Below are 15,072 nucleotides of genomic sequence, written 5' to 3'. Positions count from 1 at the left end.
GGCCCGGCCGCGGGTTCGCGGCCGGGCTTTCGCGCTAGTCGTCCTCGGACGACTCCTCGGACGACTCCTGGCCTTGGGCCGGACGCTGCGCGCGCAGGACGACCCGCCGGATGAGCTGCACATCGGTGAGCGGCCCGGTGGACGCGGCGAACCCGAAACGGTAGGCGTCCGGGACGGGCTGCGGCGCCGCGAACCGCAGGACTTGCTGGAAGCCCTCGCCGTCCTGGAAGTCGATGGCGACCGTGACCATCGGGTCCGGCGCGGGCGTCAGCACGACGCGGACGGTCCGCTTGACCGGCTCCAGCCGGCTCTCGGCCTGCTGCGGCGTGGCCCTGGCGGGCATCGACGCGAGGCCGCCGTGGAGCCGTCCGGGGAGGCTCGACCTCCAGGGGCCCGTACTCGACTTGTTGCTCGTCGTGGCGTCGATCAGGCAATAGCCCTCGGTGCCGTTTCCGGGGCCGCGCGCGGACACGATGTTGGGGCCGGGGGCGGGCACGCGGAACTCCGTCCCGGCCGGGGAGCGCCGCTCGCAGCCGTTCCCGCGCCTTTCCCCGTCGCCGAAGTACTCCCCCAGCGTGTCGAGCCCGATGCCGAGATATCCGTTTTCGACGCCGGGGACGAACTGCGCGCCCGATCGTCCGCCCGGCAGTTTCTGCGCATATCCGAGACTTCCGCCGAACGCGCCCGGAGTGTGCAGCGGCCCCGCGCCGTCGGTGAGGAAGAACGAGATCCCGTCGGCGGGCGCCCGGGTGGTGTTGCCGTACTGCCACTGCTCGAAGGTCACCTCCAGCCCGTCCCGCGCGGGGACCGGCGAGTCGAACATCACGGCGCCGGTCACCTCGGGGTGGGCGTCGGTGAGCTGGAGGTATCCGCGCCGCTCCGCCCCGCCCGGGGGCACCGGACCGGCCGGGTCCCGGCGGCAGCCCGCGAGCGGGTGGTTCGCGCCCTCCGCCGGCGCGTCGCCCCGCGCGGCGCCGGTCAGGCAGGCGGCCCCGTAGCCGACGAAGCGCGAGTCGGCGGTGGCGCGGGTGAACGGCTCGTCCACCAGAACCGGTCCCGGGGCCGCGGACGCCGCCACCGCGTACCCGGACGACGCGACGGCCATAACGGCACCGACCGACGCGACCACGCGAGTCAACCCATGTCTCATATCGTCGATTCTTCCTGCGCGAGTTCTCGGCTGGTCCCCTTCACCGGACTCATCCGACCACGAACTCGGCGCGGGAGCAGGCCATTACCGATCCCATGGGAATATGCGCGGCAGAATATTAAGGAAACGCATGTCGGCCCATGCGGCGGTCACGGCTCGCCCGCGCGGCCCCCCATGAAGGTCACGTTCGAGAAGGCGCCGCGGGGCCGGCGGGGCAGCGTTCCAGCCCGGGCACGAACACCGACACCGTGGTCACGCCGTTGGGCTCGGTGTGCAGGACCCGGCCGTAGGGGCGGTGCCCGTGGCCGGTCAGCGCGGCCGTCAGGCGCTGGAGGTGTTCGCGGGGCGCGGCGGGCGTGCCGGTCGGGATGAAGTCGCACTGGCGGGCGGCGGCCAGATGGGGGTCGAAGCCGGCGCTCGCCGCGTCCGGCGGGCGCGGGCGGCGGGGCGGCGGCGGGTTCCACTCGCCGCGCCGGATCGCGGCGGCCTGGATCAGCTCGCTCAGCGCGCGCCGCACCGCGTACTCGGCCGACAGCGACGCCCCCTGCCCCCGCACCGCCTTCCCGTTGCGGGAGGCATGGGCGCAGAACGTCGGAATGCCCAGTTCGGTGGTCATGTCGATCAGCGCGACCGTGGCCCCGACCTGCCATCCGGCGCTCAGATAGAGCTCCTGGAGATGGGCGGGCAGGCTCGCCGGGCGCACCAGCCGCAGCGGCGGCGGGCAGGCCGTCAGGAACGTTCCGGCCAGCAGCAGCGCGTAGGCGTCCCGCTCGACCGCCTCGGCCAGCGCGTGCACGAGGGCCTCGTCGCGGGTGGCGCCGATCGCGGTGCCGCCGCCGGTGCCGGACCCGCGCAGCGGGGCGTAGTCGAGGACGTCGCCCAGCTCATGGCGCCGGTCGGGAGGGCACTCCAGGTAGGCGGGGGTGGTGAGGAACACCGGCACCGGGAGCGTCCGCCCGGAGTGGTCGAGCGCGGTGTAGGTCCGGCACGCCACCGCCGCCGCCACCGCCCCCTGACCGCCGGACGCGGCGAGCGGCGCCAGTACCGGGTCGCCCGCCAGGTCGGTGTCCGCGAGGCGGGCGGCGGTGAGCAGTTCGATCCGTTCGCCGCGCGCGGGGAGGGCGGCGGCGTGGTGGCGCTCCAGCGCCTCGTACAGCGCCCCGACCTGCGCGGCCTGGTAGTCGCCGCGTCCCACCCCGACGCCGGCGCGGACGGGGGTGCCGTCGGGACGCGAGAGGCGGCAGCGCCAGGCCCCGTGCAGATCGGTCAGCCGTGGCCGCAGCCCCGCCTCGTCCAGCGCCTCGTCGATGAGGGCCCGGGCGCGCGGCAACGGGAAGGACCGTTCCCCGGCCTGGGGCACGGCGGCCGCGAAGCCGTTCGCGCCGTGGAGGCGGCCCTGATGCCAGAGGGCCCCCTCCCGCGGGAGGGGACCGCTCCGTTGGTACCTGCCCTGCGCCGTCAACGGGCCGACTCCTCCCCGGCCCGCGGGCGCTCCCGCTCCCCGGGCCGCGTCGCCACCTCGGCGGTCAGCTCGCCGACGGCGGTGTGGGAACCACACCGGTATGACTCGCAGCCCATCGCACCCACTCCCTAACTCTGCGTAACTCGCAGTGTCGGAAGGTACTGTGCCCGACCTGGCCGCGAAGGGAAACATCCACGGCGGACAGTTCCCCCTTGCCCTGTGGTCGCGCTTATCGCGTCCACTGCGGTTGTGGGGTCCGCAATCCCTCAGTTTGGACGATGCCGCCGTTACCACCGGCGTGACCGGCACCGACGAAAAGCAACACTGGGGCCGCCCCCGACACATGAGACGGCCGTTTCATTTTGCTTCCTCTGGTCGGATGGTGCGGGACCGATCGCGCACATCCGGGACGCCGCCGCTCCGGCTCAGCGGGTGGGGATCTCCATGATCGAGATGGCGCCCGCCCTCTTCAGCGCGGGGACGAGGACGCTGATGTCCCGCCGGTCGACGACGGCCTCGACCGCGTGCTCCCCGCCGCCGAGCAGCGGGACCGACGTCGGCCGGGTGAGCGCGGCCAGGATCTCGGTCACCGCGACCAGCCGCGCCTCGGGCACCCTGACCTTGAGCAGCGTTTTGCGGCCCGCGTGCACCGCGCCGCTCAGCAGCGTCATCAGGTCGTCCATCGCCGACCGCTTGACGGTGTCCCGGTGCGCCCGGCGGCTCGCGAGGAGCTCCATCGGCGCGACGAGGTCCGACGGCGGGCCCGGCAGGCACAGCTCCCCGAGGGAGATCACCGAGACCGCCGTCCGGTGGCCCCGGTCACGGCCGGTGATGCCGAGGTCGAACCTTCCCCGCTCCAGATAGCGCGGAATCTGCGGCGCGGGAAGGATGTAGACCTGATCGACGCGCGGGTCGTCGACCTTGCCGCGCAGGGCACGCCGGGAAGGACGGCGGACGGTGAGCCCGGCCGCCGCGAACAGGTCCAGGGCCGGCTTCCTGGCGGCCCCGTCGGGCAGGACGACAGACAGCATGCGATGCCTTCCACGAAGTTTAGGGCGCGCCCGTTTCCTTAGGACGTGCCCATTCCCGCCTGGCGCGCCACCAGGATCGCCTGGGCGCGGTTGTTCACCTGGAGTTTGACGAACAGGTTGGAGAGGTGATTGCGGATCGTCTTCTCGGAGATGCCCAGCTGGCCTGCGATCTCCGCGTACTCCCGGCCCGCGGCGAGCAGGTCGAGAACCTCCCGTTCGCGATCGGTGAGCGTGGGGAAATGCATTTTCGCGGCGGTTCCGGAATCGGCCTTGAGCCAGTCCCGCAGCAGCGCCGTGATCGGTTCGCTGAAGGCGGTCCCGCCGGCGGCGACCAGCCGCACCGAGTGCCGGATCTCCTCGCTCCCGGCCTCCTTGGTCAGGTAGCCGTGCACCCCGGACCGCAGCGCCGCCAGCACCGACGCCTTCTCGGTGAGCGCGCTGATGACCAGCACCCGCGCCTCGGGAGCCGCAGCAAGTACGCGCTGGGTCAGGGACCCGTGTGCGTCGTCGGGCAGGCGCAGGTCGAGGGTGACGACGTGCGGCCGCGCCTCGGGCAGCAGTTCCAGCGCGGCGGCGGCCGTGCCCGCCTCGCCGACCACCTCGAAGTCGTCGCCGTGCTCGAAGAGCGCGCGCAGCGCGCCGAGGTAGAGGGGATGGTCCTCGACAAGGAGGACACGGACGCGGACGCTCATGCCGGCCTCAACGGCATCCGGGCGCGGACGACCATTCCCTCGTCGGACGCGTGGACGTTGCACTTGCCGCCGAGCGCGGCGGCCCGCTCCCGCATGGAATGGAAGCCGACACCGTAGGACGGGTGGGACTCGCGTTCGATGCCGATGCTGCTGGTGACCTGTAGCACAATGTCGTCCTCCTGCCGGTCGATCGTCACGGCCGCGCTGCGGTCGGAGGAGTACTTGCGCGCGTTGGTGAGCGCCTCGGCGGCTATCTTGTACGCCGCCACCTCGCATGGGGGCGACATTTCCCGGATATCGCACTCGGCGGCGTCGATACGCAGATCGACCATGGAGAGGAACGCGCCGAGTTCCGCCAGGGCGCCGACCAGGCCGAGCCGCGCCAGCTCGGCGGGAAACGCCCCGTCGATGGCGGCCAGCAGGCCCGAAAGAGCCTCGCCGACATTGCGGATCGCCTCGTCCACCGAGTCGAGCGCGCCCTCCTCGTCGACGGCGACGATCTCGCGGGCCAGGTCGAAGCGCAGCCGCAGCGCGGCGAGGGCGGGCGCCATCTGGTCGTGGACCTCGCGCCTCAGCCGCTGCCGCTCCTCCTCGATTCCGGCGGTCAACTCCCGCGCGACTTTCTCGCTCTGCTCCCGCCGATCCATCCGTCCACCCCCCAATCGGTCCTTCCCATCACGCGCGCCGCGCCAGTTCCGGCGCGGCCCGCTCCCGCCGGCCGGGCGGCAGCGCCGCCGCGCAGGCCAGCGCGGCGGCCAGCAGCGCGACCGACAGCAGCAACGTGGGCCGCAGCGCCTCGGTGTAGGTGCGCGACCGGCCGTCCAGGTCGGCGGCCTCGATCGCCGCGCGCCACCGCCCGCCGCCCTCGCGCGGCAGCGCGGCGGCGATGCGGTTCTGGAGCAGCGCCCCCACGGCGGCGGCGCTCATGACGTTCCCGAGGTGCCGGGTGCTGTTGAACACGCCGGCCGCCGCGCCCGCCGCGCCGTGCGGGACGTCCCGCATCGCGAGCGTGGTCATCGGCGGGAACGTGAGGCCGGTACCGAGCCCGATCACGAGCAGCCCCGGCTGGAGCGCCCACGCCGAGGTGCCGCTTCCGGCGACCAGGGCGGTCGCCGCGAGTCCGGCGGTGAAGGCGGCCAGCCCCGCCATCAGGACGCGCTTCCCGCCGATCCGGTCGACCAGGCGGCCCGCCACCAGCGCGGTCACCATGGAGACCAGCGGCATGGCGGCGAGCGCGAGCCCGGCCCGGTCCGCGGGCATCCCGCGCGCGAACTGGAGGTAGAGCGTGAGCGGGAGGTAGAAGCCCAGCAGGGCGAAGGCCGTGAAACCGGCCACCAGGTTCGTCATGACGAAGGCGCGGTCGCGTAACAGCGACGGCGGCACCAGCGCGTGCGGGCGGCCCCGCTGGGAGACCCCGAACGCGGCCAGCAGCACCAGCCCGGCGGCGATGACCAGCGGGACGCTCACGAACGACCCGATCCTCCCCCAGTCGTAGCGCTGCCCCTCGATCAGCCCGTAGGAGACCAGGAACAGGCCGGAGAAGCACAGCAGGACGCCCCGCAGGTCGAGGCGGCGCCGCCCGGGCGGGACGTCGCGCGGCACGCCCGCGAGCGTGAGCACCGCCCCGAGCACCCCGGCCGGGACGTTGACCAGGAAGATCCACTTCCAGCCGAGCGTCGTGACCAGCACGCCGCCGACCGTGGGCCCGAGCACGCTCGCCACCCCGGCGAGCGAGCTGAGCACCCCGAAGGCGGCGCCCAGCCGCTCCCGGGGGTAGACCATGCCGACGATGACGATCGCCTGCGGCATGAGGAGCGCGGCGCCGAGGCCCTGGACGGCCCGGAGCACGATCAGCGCCAGCGGCGCGGCGGCGAACCAGACCAGACCGGACGCGACGGTGAAGATCGCGAGGCCGGTCAGGAACGTCCGGCGCGCGCCGAGCAAGTCCCCGAGCCGGCCGCCGGTGATGAGCGTGACCGCCAGCACGAGCACGTAGGCGTTGAACACCCACATCAGCTCGTCCAGCGAGGCGCCGAGGTCCTCGGTGAGCCGGGGCGCGGCGATGCTGACGGCGGTCGCGTCCAGCATGGTCAGGAAGGTCGCGGTGCCGGCCGCCGCGAGCGCGACCGGCGGGTTCGACCGCGTCATGTCCCCCCTCCCTCGGCATCCGCCGGAGCGGCGGCGGCAGGGGCGGGGGCGGCGGCGGTCACCGTCGCCGTCCCGGTCGTGCCGTCGACGCGCAGCCGCATGCCGTCGCGCACCTTCCGGGTGACGTCCTTGATCTGGACGATCGCCGGGACCCCCAGCTCGCGCGCCACGATCGCGATGTGGGTGAGCGGGCTGCCGCGCTCGATGAGCAGCGCCTTGGCGGCGGGCAGGGCCGAGATCCAGCCGGGGTCGGTGCGGTAGGTGACGATGACCCCGCCGGCCGCGTCCTGCGGACGCTCGACCACCCGCGCCTCCCCCTCCGCCGTTCCGGGACTGCACGGCGTGCCCTCGAACCGGTGGCCGGGCTCGACCGCGCCGTCCCGCCCGTCGTGCCCGTCCGCGCCGGGACGCACCCAGCCGCCCGCCGTAAGCCCCCGCCGGTCGTAGATGAGGCCCGTCGTCGTGAACCGGGCGGGCGCGTCGAGCGCGCCGAACCGCTCCAGCTCCGCCTTGCGCAGCTCGATCAGCGGACGCAGGTCGCCGTGCGAGTAGGTGCCGTCGAGGCACGCGGCGACCTCGTCGAGCCTGAGCAGGAAGACGTCCCGCGCCGAGCCGATCATGCCCGACCGCGCCAGGTCCGCGCCGATCGCCAGCATCATGCGGCGGACCAGCCCGAACGCCCTCGTCCGGCAGAAGCGGACCCGCTCCCTGGCCTCCAGCGAGCGGCGGACCTTGCCCCGGACGAGCTTGTAGACGAACTTGCGCGCGCCGCTCAGCCGTTCGTCGACGTAGGCGTCGGCCTCGGCGGACGACGGCCCGGCCGCCTGGTGCCCCTCGGCGACCAGCCCGACCCGGAGCATCTCCAGCAGCACGGACGGGTCCTGCCGCAGGTCCGGCTCCTCCAGCTTCAGCTCGTTCAGGCTGCGGTAGCCGTACTCGTCGATGTAGGCGTCGATGTCCGCGGCGAGGCCGCCGCCGTCCGCGTCGCGGAGCGCGGCGTACAGCTCGTCCATCGTCGCCGCGTCCCGCAGCGCGCGCTCGTGGCGCGGGTCGGCCTTGAACCGCTCGACCAGGCGGCCCAGCGCACGCGCGGGCGCGGCGGACTCGATCTGGTCGCCCGGGCTCACCGCGCTCCACAGGAACCAGGCCGGCGCGTCCGGCAGCCAGCGGCCGGTGCACTCGCGCAGGGTCGCGAACGAGGTGAGGATGACCAGCTCCAGGACGACCATCGGCCCCCAGCGCGGCATGATCTTCCGGTCGAACTCCTGGAAGAGCCGGTACGCCTCGCCGGCCGGGAGCCGGGTGTAGTCGAGGCCGTCCAGGTGGCGGAACGTCCGGTCGAAGTGGGCGACGAACGCGTCGACCTCGCGCGGGTTGGTCAGGACGCGCCGGACGTAGTTGACCAGAATCCGCGCGTTGACCAGCGCCTCGGCGGCCGGCGAGCCCGGCGTGCAGGGGCGCAGGTCCTCCGCGACGGCGGCGTCGAGCGACTCGGTGAGCCCCATCGACGTCTCCAGCGCGCCCTGGTTGAGCCGGTAGAACGGCACCAGGCGCATCGTCCGGTACCAGTTGAACAGGTTGTAGTACACGCGGCCGTGGAAGTAGCCGAGCATCGTCGGCAGCCACTCGTTCATCTCCGCCAGCCGCGCGCCGCGGATGCCCAGCATGCGGCAGTACTCCAGGTGGGCCCGGTAGTAGACGTGGCGGGCGAAGGTGAAGGTCAGCGGCGAGGTGACGCCCGCATAGCTCTCGATGATGTTGGAGTTGTCCCAGACGCGGTGCCGGGGGTCGGGGAGCGGGCGCTCGGGCAGCGTCGTGATCGGACGGCTCTGGAGCACGAGCGGGCGCCCGTCGGCCACGGCCCACTCGACGTCCTGGGGACCGCCGAGCGCCTCCTCCATCCGGCGGCCGAGCTCGACGAGCCGCCACAGCATCGGCTCGTCGACCGCCAGCTCCTTCCTGGCCGCCTCGGGTACCTCGGTGACCAGGCATCCCGAACCGGCGGGGTCGCGGTCGTACCGCTCGGCCTTCTCCCCCACCACGACGTCCACGATCGCGTGGTCGAGCGAGCGCAGCGTGACCGTGTCGGCGTCGACGGCCCCGGAGACCAGCCCCTCGCCGAGGCCGTGGACGCAGCTCACGACGGTCTCGTCCGGGTCGCCGCTCGCCGGGTTCGTGGTGAACATGACGCCGCTGACCTCGGCCGGGACCATCCGCTGCACGATCACGGCCATGGCGGCGGACGCGGCGGGCAGCCCGTGCGAGAGCCGGTAGGTCATCGCCCGCGCCGAGTAGGCCGACGCCCAGCACCGCCGGACGGCGGCGACGACCTCCTCCAGCCCCTCGACGTGGAGGTAGCTGGAGAACTGGCCCGCGAACGAGTGGGCCGCCGAGTCCTCCTCCACCCCCGACGACCGGACCGCGACGTCGCCGCCCCCCACCCGGTCGTAGGCGGCCTCGACGAGGGCGAGGACGTCGTCCCCGAGCGGCATCGACTCCAGCCGCGCCGCGACGTGCCGCGCCGCCTTCTCCAGCTCGGCGGGCGCGGGGTCGGCGAGCAGGCCCGCGACGTCCTCGCGCAGCCCGCTCCGCTCCATGACGTGCTCGAACACGTCGGCGCCGAGCGCCGTCCAGGCCGGGACGTCGAAGCCGTGGGCGGTGAGCGCGTGCAGGTTCGCGGCCTTCCCGCCGGCCCACGCGGTCATCGCGTCCGGCGGGCTCTTCTCGGTCAGCAGGTGCATCCGGCTCTCCACTCAGGAAACGAGGGTCGCGACGAAAAGGGACGTGGCCAGGCCGCCGAGGAACACGAGCCCGCCCCAGGACGGGGGCCGGGCGCGGCGCGCTGGCCGGTCCGCGGTGACGAGGGCGGCGAGCGCGACCGACAGCAGGGTCACGAGCGCGGGGAGCGCCAGCGCGGCCCCGGGCATGCCGTAGACGGCGAGCAGCGCCGCCGCCGGTCCCGCCGCGAGCAGCGCGTACAGGACGCGGCGCACCCCGGCGACGGACAGGTCGTACGGCTGGAAGACCGGCATGCCGTGCTTGCGCGAGAACTTCCAGAACTCGTAGCCGACCCAGAGCAGGGCGACGACGCCCGCCGCGCGCGCGGCGGGAACGCCCCGGTCCCCGGCCGCGCGCCAGCTCACATAGGTGTAGAGGACGGCGAGCGCCGGTGCGCTCTCGTACAGGACGAACAGGACGAGGCGGCTCCGCAGCACGAACCGCTTCACCTTCGGCGTGAGCACGGCGAGCACCGTCATCGCCGCGCACGCGGCGAGGGCCGGGGGCCACACCGCGTTGAGGGCGGCGGTCGCGACGACCACGGCCGCGAGCGCGCACCACAGGCTCCGGCGCTTCGACGCGACGGACGCCGCGGGTGCTCCGGCGGCGGCCAGATCGCGGTCGAGGTCGTCGAGGTCGTCCACCAGCCGCAGCTGGACCATCAGCAGGACGAACGTCAGCGTGCCCGCGACGAGCGACGGCCGCACGTCGCCCCGCCCGTAGTACAGGTGGGCCACGGCGAAGACGGCCGCCGCGACCAGGCCCTGGCCGGGCGAGGGGACACCCGTCCGGCGCGCGCGGGGGGCGTCCACCGGGGCGGCGGTCATCGCGCCGATCCGGCGGCGGCCGGGGCCCCCTCGGCTCTCGTGGCGGGCTGCGCGCCCCCCGAGGCCAGCAGGTCGCGGGCCTCCTCCACGGGGAACGCGGAGTCGAGGTAGGCGCCGAGCCTGACCCAGTCGTAGCCGATGTCGAGCGTGCTGCCCCACCCCTCGGCGGACACGAACGTCGAGGGGAACTCGCAGCGCGTCGCCCGACGGACGAGCAGCGTGAACTCGTCCAGCTCGCCGATCCCGCCGGGGAGCGCGCCGAACCCGTGCCGGAGCAGGAACGCGGACAGCTCGACCGCGCGCGCCGCGACGGCGGGATCGACGTGCGGCATCCGGGCGACGACCAGCGGCGCCTCCTCGATGGGCGGCTGCGGATCGACGCCGTACGCGGCGATCACCGACTGGCAGGCGCTGCGCACCATCCGCAGGGACGCCGCCGTCGCGGTGCCCTCCTGGTCGAGCCCGATGGCGCCGACGAGGTCCTCGCGGGCGTTCTCGACACCGAGGTTGCCCCAGATCAGCGCCATCCCGCAGGCGGCGAAGCGCCGGGCGGGCGTGGGGGCGAGCGCGACGTCGCCGGTGACGTCGGTGCCGCGGTCGCCGTCGACGAGCAGCAGCCCGTCCAGCGCCAGGAGCGGCAGGACGGTCGCGGGCGTCGGCGTGTGCGAGCCGCAGCCGGGCAGCACCGGCCCCCCGCGCCAGCGCAGCTCGACCAGGCCGAGCCGGTGGAAGAAGGCGATCAGCGGCCCGGTCACGCCGGGGCCCTGGGCGAGGGCACGTTCCAGCGGGACGCCGAACGGCAGCGACCGCCACACCCGCGCGGCGCGGTCGCTCAGCGCGAAGATCTCGGCGCGGCCCCGGACGACGTGCACGCGCGATCCGAGCTGCCAGGTCGTCACCCCGCGCCGCCGGCGCAGTTCGAGCCGGTCGAGCCGAGCGTCGGCGCCGAGCCCGAGCCGCGTGAGGAACCCGCCCACGGCCTGCGGGGACGGCGTCCCCGCGATCAGCTCGCCGTACTCCGCCGCGACCTCGGCGCCGCCCGGCGCCCGCGCGAACTGCGGTGACAGCCACTTGAAGTCGAGATAGGTCTCCCCCTGGCGGCTCAGCCAGGACTTGGCGGCGCGCGCGAGCGCCGTGCGCTCGGCCAGCTCGGCGTAGCGGGGCTCGCCGAGCAGCCGCATGGCCGCGGCGAACCCGTAGGCGGGCCGCGTCTGGTGCTCGAACCAACGCGCGGTGATGTCCTGGAGTTCCGCGGGCGGCAGCGGCTCCCGCAACCGCTCGATGAACGGCTCGTTCACCAGCGGATAGCAGTTGACGAACCGCTGGCAGCGGTTGAGCAGGTCGTCGGAGACGCGGCCGACGTCGCGGGCCGCGGTCGTCCGCAGCGTGTCCAGTTGCGCGCGTATCTGTTCCGCCGAACGCATCCGCACCTCGACTCGGCGGCCGTCGATGAAAAGGATCGTCGGCATGGTCGGCTGGATGCGATCGCCCGGTGTTATTACCAGGTAGTCGATGTCGGAGGCGTCGTTGCCGAACCCTTCGGCAATGGAGCCCTCCAGGACGACGGCGTGCTCGGCCGGAACGTCGATGTGCGCAAACGCCTTGCCGAGCAGTTCACGCAGGTAGCTGGGAGCAAGAAGCATCATGTTCCTGTATGTCGGCATGACTGGCGACGGTGACCCGCCTTGTCGAGCGCTGGTTCTTTCCCCCCTTCCAGGGCCCCCGCCCCGCGACCGATACTAATTCCCCGAGTGGGAGCGCGATCCGAAGTCCGGCCCGATCGGTCACCTATATCTACTAACAGATAGGCATGGACGCCCTGACAAGTGGTGTCCATGGCCGGATGTGGACAGCCGCTCCGGAAGACATGATCTTGACAACTCAAGCCCGCCACATTCAAGCTGATCATCAAATACCTAATGAATTCCCGGGGCACCGCACGCCGAACTCAGCTCCCAGGCGAGATGGCAGTGCATATCGTGGCCGCATTCAGGGTCCCCACGTGAAGCACAAGAAGTAGGCGCGTAAGGAGTTTCCAATGCTGGACACCCTGCTCCCGGTCCGGCAGGCCGGGGTGGAAGGCCTGTGAATTTCCGGACTCCCGCTTCAGAGCCGCCCATCGAACCGACTCAACAGACAAATCCGACAGAAGAGGCAGAGGCCACCAGAACTCCAACCGCCCTCGTCACGGGGACGAATCGCGGCACCGGGCGCGGCATCGCCGAGGCCCTGCGCGACTCCGGCTGGAACGTGCTCTCGCTGAACCGGACCCTCACCGGGGAGAGCTGGCTCGGCGAGATCGAATGCGACCTCGCCGACCCGGGCGACATCGACAGGGCGCTCGCCGAGGTGGGCGAGCGGGTCGACCGGCTGGACGCGTGCGTGCTCAACGCCGCCGTCCGCCGGCTGCACCCCGTCGCGTCCCTGCCGCTCCCCGAGCTGCGGGAGAGCGTCGCGGTGAACCTGATGGCGCCGTTCCACATCGCCCAGTCGGCGCTGCCGCTGGTGCGCGCGGCGGGCGGCCTGTACGTGTTCGTCGGGAGCCACGCGGGCACCCGGTTCTTCGAGGGCGGCGCCGCCTACTGCATGACGAAGTCCACGCTCAGGGCGCTGGTCGAGGTGCTGCTGCTGGAGGAGCGGCGCAACGGCGTCCGGGCCGTGCTCGTCTCGCCGGGGGCGATCGCGAACCGTCCCGGCGACGGCTCGCCGCTGAAGATGTCGGCCCGCTCCGTCGGCCGGTTCGTCGAGCAGCTCATCACCCGTACCCCGGCCGACATCGCGGTCGGCGAGGTCGAGATCCGCCCCGCGCGGCTCGACCCGCAGGGCGCCCTGGGGCTCGATCGGCTCCAGCATGTCTAGGGCCGCCGCCTGATGCGACATTCCCTGGACGGCTCCGCGCTGGCGCTGGGCCTGGATCTCGCGAAGGCCCCCTCCACCCGTTCCGCCGACACGTCGCCCCAGCTCATGGACCTCGTCGAGGCCACGGCGGCGGCAACGGGGGCGCCGCTGATCGACGTGGGGGACGGCCGCCGTCCCGGCCTCGGCGGGCTGCTGCGCGACATCCGCCGCGCGCACTCCCGGCCGTGGCTCATCGTCCGGCTCACCGACCGGGGAGGGTGGACCGCACGGCGCATCCGGCGTGCGGCCGACGACGTCCGGACGCGCCTGGACACCGACTTCCTCGACCACCTGCTCTTCCCGGGAGGCGACCCGGTCGCGGTGGACACCGCGCGCGCCCTGATCGCGGACGGGATCGTGGGATCGGTCGGGATCTGGGACGACGGCCCAGGTGTCCCGGATATCCCGGGCATCCCGGGACGCGACCATGTTGGATCGCACCACCGGCGGTGCACGACCCTGTCAATTCAGGCCGATCTCCTCGGCTTCGATCGGCTGCGCCCGATTTTCCTGGCCGCCCGGGAAACCGGGAAAAATCCCGTCTTCCTGCGCTGGGACTTGCGCATTCCACCCGCCGCCGTTCCCTTGCTGGCACCGTTGGAAGCGGCCGCGAAGGACGCGGGGATGACGCTGCCAGCGCTCGGACTGGGGCTGCCGCTCTACACACCCGGCGTGACCGCCGTGTTGTTGCCTCCGGACGATCCCGCCGACACCCTGGAGCATATTCGTGGGGCCGTGAATCTCAATCCGGATTCGCTGATCATGCGCGACTTCATCGACACCGGGATTCTTGGGGTGAGCAGATGCTGAACGAGGGGCGGATCATCGTCCTGGACGGGCACGACGGTTGCGGAAAGAGCACGCTGGCCCGGCAGGTGGCCCGGCTCACCGGCGGAAGCGTGGTCAAGCCGTTCGGCGACACGCTCGGTGACCATATCGCGTGGTTGTGGGGGAACAGGAGATTCGCGGCGGCCGACGAACTCGCGCGCTCGAGCATCGAAAGGGTGCTCCAGCGGGAACCGGGCACGCTCGTATTCGACCGGCACTGGGCGACGATGTTCACCGTCCTTCCGGAGCACTTCTGGTCGAACTGGGGAGAACCGCCGCGCACGGTGCTGTGCACCGCGAGCGTCGAGACCGTCGTGCGCCGGCTGACCGAACGCGGGGAGGACCCGGGCGACCGGGACGAGCACGCCCACTACCTGACCCAGTACCTCAAGGTGATCGAGCGCTGCCCGCGGTCGCTGGTGCTGGAGACCGACCGCGTCGGACTCGACGGATGCGTTGCCGCGATCTCCGGCTTCCTTGAGGAGAACCGAGAAGACCTCCCCGGCCGCGACGACCCCGCCCGGACGTCATGACCGTCCAGTACGGGGTCGTCTGGGACTTCGAGGGCACGCTGGCCGAGCGGCCGGGCCTGTGGGCGGGCTGCATGCTGGAGGTGCTCCGCGCCGAGGAGCCCGACCTGCGGATCGGGCTGGCCGACATCGCCGCGCACATGCACGTCGGGTTCCCCTGGCACACGCCCGACCGCCCGCACCCGCACCTGTGCGACCCCGGCGCGTGGTGGGAGGCGATGAACGAGCTGCTCGCCGGCGTCCTGCACCGGCTGGGCTATCCCCCCGAACGCGCCCGGCCGCTCGCCGCGCGCACCGGCGAGCGGTACATGGACGCGAGCGTCTCATGGCGGGTGTTCCCCGAGGCGGTGCGGGCGCTGCAACGGCTCAAGGACCACGGGTATCCCCAGATCATCCTGTCCAACCACGCCCCCGAACTCGAACTGCTGGTGGAGGGGCTCGGCCTCGCGCCCTACTTCGACGCCGTCATCACCTCCGCGCTGACCGGGTTCGAGAAGCCGCACGAGAACGCCTACAAGCTGGCCCGGGAGGCGCTGCCGCCCGGCGCGCACCTGTGGATGGCCGGGGACAACGAGGAGGCCGACGCGCTCGGGCCCGAGCGCAGCGGCATCCAGGGCATCCACCTCACCCGGGGCGCCGCCCCGACGCGCCCGCGCCGCGCGCGCCGGCACGCCGCCGACCTGCTGTCGGCCGTGGACCTGATGCTCTCCTCCTCGGAACGGTGAGGG

13 protein-coding genes are annotated in these 15,072 nt (G+C 73.0%); 4 read left to right on the top strand and 9 right to left on the bottom strand.

Annotation, left to right across the window (positions count from 1 at the left end; genetic code table 11):
• Nucleotides 1-34 precede the first annotated feature (34 nt).
• From K2F47_RS18315 to K2F47_RS18275, 9 genes are all read right to left on the bottom strand, one after another.
• On the bottom strand, nucleotides 35-1,105 hold the full coding sequence (locus K2F47_RS18315; RefSeq protein WP_242905092.1) for an L-type lectin family protein: 1,071 nt from the start codon (nucleotides 1,103-1,105) through the stop codon (nucleotides 35-37).
• Between the two features lie 226 nt (nucleotides 1,106-1,331).
• Complete coding sequence (locus K2F47_RS18310; RefSeq protein ID WP_242905090.1) at nucleotides 1,332-2,480, bottom strand: YcaO-like family protein; 1,149 nt, start codon at nucleotides 2,478-2,480, stop codon at nucleotides 1,332-1,334.
• Nucleotides 2,481-3,037: 557 nt separating this feature from the next.
• Entirely contained in the window at nucleotides 3,038-3,643 is a 606-nt protein-coding gene (gene hisG, locus K2F47_RS18305; protein WP_242905082.1) for an ATP phosphoribosyltransferase, read from the bottom strand.
• 38 nt (nucleotides 3,644-3,681) lie between these two features.
• Nucleotides 3,682-4,335: a response regulator transcription factor gene (locus K2F47_RS18300; RefSeq protein WP_242905080.1), complete on the bottom strand. Its 654-nt coding sequence runs from the start codon at nucleotides 4,333-4,335 to the stop codon at nucleotides 3,682-3,684.
• Complete coding sequence (locus K2F47_RS18295) at nucleotides 4,332-4,982, bottom strand: sensor histidine kinase (protein ID WP_242905078.1); 651 nt, start codon at nucleotides 4,980-4,982, stop codon at nucleotides 4,332-4,334. The genes K2F47_RS18300 and K2F47_RS18295 overlap by 4 nt, the downstream gene beginning before the upstream one ends.
• A 28-nt stretch (nucleotides 4,983-5,010) precedes the next feature.
• The gene (locus K2F47_RS18290) at nucleotides 5,011-6,483 is read right to left on the bottom strand and encodes an MFS transporter (RefSeq protein ID WP_242905076.1); all 1,473 of its coding nucleotides are present in this window, start codon (nucleotides 6,481-6,483) and stop codon (nucleotides 5,011-5,013) included.
• Complete coding sequence (locus K2F47_RS18285) at nucleotides 6,480-9,224, bottom strand: phosphoenolpyruvate synthase (RefSeq protein WP_242905074.1); 2,745 nt, start codon at nucleotides 9,222-9,224, stop codon at nucleotides 6,480-6,482. Before K2F47_RS18285 ends, K2F47_RS18290 begins: the two co-directional genes overlap by 4 nt.
• 12 nt (nucleotides 9,225-9,236) lie before the next feature.
• Complete coding sequence (locus tag K2F47_RS18280; protein ID WP_242905072.1) at nucleotides 9,237-10,088, bottom strand: hypothetical protein; 852 nt, start codon at nucleotides 10,086-10,088, stop codon at nucleotides 9,237-9,239.
• Nucleotides 10,085-11,752 carry a hypothetical protein gene (locus K2F47_RS18275; protein ID WP_242905071.1) on the bottom strand — a complete coding sequence of 556 codons (1,668 nt, stop codon included), beginning with the start codon at nucleotides 11,750-11,752 and terminating at the stop codon, nucleotides 10,085-10,087. Before K2F47_RS18275 ends, K2F47_RS18280 begins: the two co-directional genes overlap by 4 nt.
• 421 nt (nucleotides 11,753-12,173) lie before the next feature.
• Here K2F47_RS18275 and K2F47_RS18270 point away from each other — a divergent pair, with 421 nt between their 5' ends.
• From K2F47_RS18270 to K2F47_RS18255, 4 genes are read left to right on the top strand one after another with little or no spacing between them, the layout of a single operon-like run.
• Entirely contained in the window at nucleotides 12,174-12,947 is a 774-nt protein-coding gene (locus K2F47_RS18270; protein ID WP_242905069.1) for an SDR family oxidoreductase, read from the top strand.
• A 12-nt stretch (nucleotides 12,948-12,959) separates the two neighbouring features.
• Complete coding sequence (locus K2F47_RS18265) at nucleotides 12,960-13,796, top strand: hypothetical protein (protein ID WP_242905053.1); 837 nt, start codon at nucleotides 12,960-12,962, stop codon at nucleotides 13,794-13,796.
• Complete coding sequence (locus K2F47_RS18260) at nucleotides 13,790-14,347, top strand: ATP-binding protein (RefSeq protein WP_242905052.1); 558 nt, start codon at nucleotides 13,790-13,792, stop codon at nucleotides 14,345-14,347. The genes K2F47_RS18265 and K2F47_RS18260 overlap by 7 nt, the downstream gene beginning before the upstream one ends.
• On the top strand, nucleotides 14,344-15,069 hold the full coding sequence (locus tag K2F47_RS18255; RefSeq protein WP_242905051.1) for an HAD family hydrolase: 726 nt from the start codon (nucleotides 14,344-14,346) through the stop codon (nucleotides 15,067-15,069). Before K2F47_RS18260 ends, K2F47_RS18255 begins: the two co-directional genes overlap by 4 nt.
• The last annotated feature ends 3 nt before the right edge of the window (nucleotides 15,070-15,072 follow it).

Source organism: Actinomadura terrae, assembly GCF_022751215.1.
GTDB classification, from domain to species: Bacteria; Actinomycetota; Actinomycetes; order Streptosporangiales; family Streptosporangiaceae; genus Spirillospora; species Spirillospora terrae.
This window is presented reverse-complemented; position numbering and strand designations above follow the sequence as displayed.

What these genes read in the sequence shown, in the direction of transcription:
- K2F47_RS18285 (WP_242905074.1), bottom strand. Translation starts at nt 9,224, where the DNA reads ATGCACCTGCTGACCGAGAAGAGCCCGCCGGACGCGATGACCGCGTGG.
- K2F47_RS18255 (WP_242905051.1), top strand. Translation starts at nt 14,344, where the DNA reads ATGACCGTCCAGTACGGGGTCGTCTGGGACTTCGAGGGCACGCTGGCC.
- hisG (WP_242905082.1), bottom strand. Translation starts at nt 3,643, where the DNA reads ATGCTGTCTGTCGTCCTGCCCGACGGGGCCGCCAGGAAGCCGGCCCTG.
- K2F47_RS18275 (WP_242905071.1), bottom strand. Translation starts at nt 11,752, where the DNA reads ATGCCGACATACAGGAACATGATGCTTCTTGCTCCCAGCTACCTGCGT.
- K2F47_RS18260 (WP_242905052.1), top strand. Translation starts at nt 13,790, where the DNA reads ATGCTGAACGAGGGGCGGATCATCGTCCTGGACGGGCACGACGGTTGC.
- K2F47_RS18280 (WP_242905072.1), bottom strand. Translation starts at nt 10,088, where the DNA reads ATGACCGCCGCCCCGGTGGACGCCCCCCGCGCGCGCCGGACGGGTGTC.
- K2F47_RS18290 (WP_242905076.1), bottom strand. Translation starts at nt 6,483, where the DNA reads ATGACGCGGTCGAACCCGCCGGTCGCGCTCGCGGCGGCCGGCACCGCG.
- K2F47_RS18315 (WP_242905092.1), bottom strand. Translation starts at nt 1,105, where the DNA reads ATGGCCGTCGCGTCGTCCGGGTACGCGGTGGCGGCGTCCGCGGCCCCG.
- K2F47_RS18295 (WP_242905078.1), bottom strand. Translation starts at nt 4,982, where the DNA reads ATGGATCGGCGGGAGCAGAGCGAGAAAGTCGCGCGGGAGTTGACCGCC.
- K2F47_RS18265 (WP_242905053.1), top strand. Translation starts at nt 12,960, where the DNA reads ATGCGACATTCCCTGGACGGCTCCGCGCTGGCGCTGGGCCTGGATCTC.
- K2F47_RS18300 (WP_242905080.1), bottom strand. Translation starts at nt 4,335, where the DNA reads ATGAGCGTCCGCGTCCGTGTCCTCCTTGTCGAGGACCATCCCCTCTAC.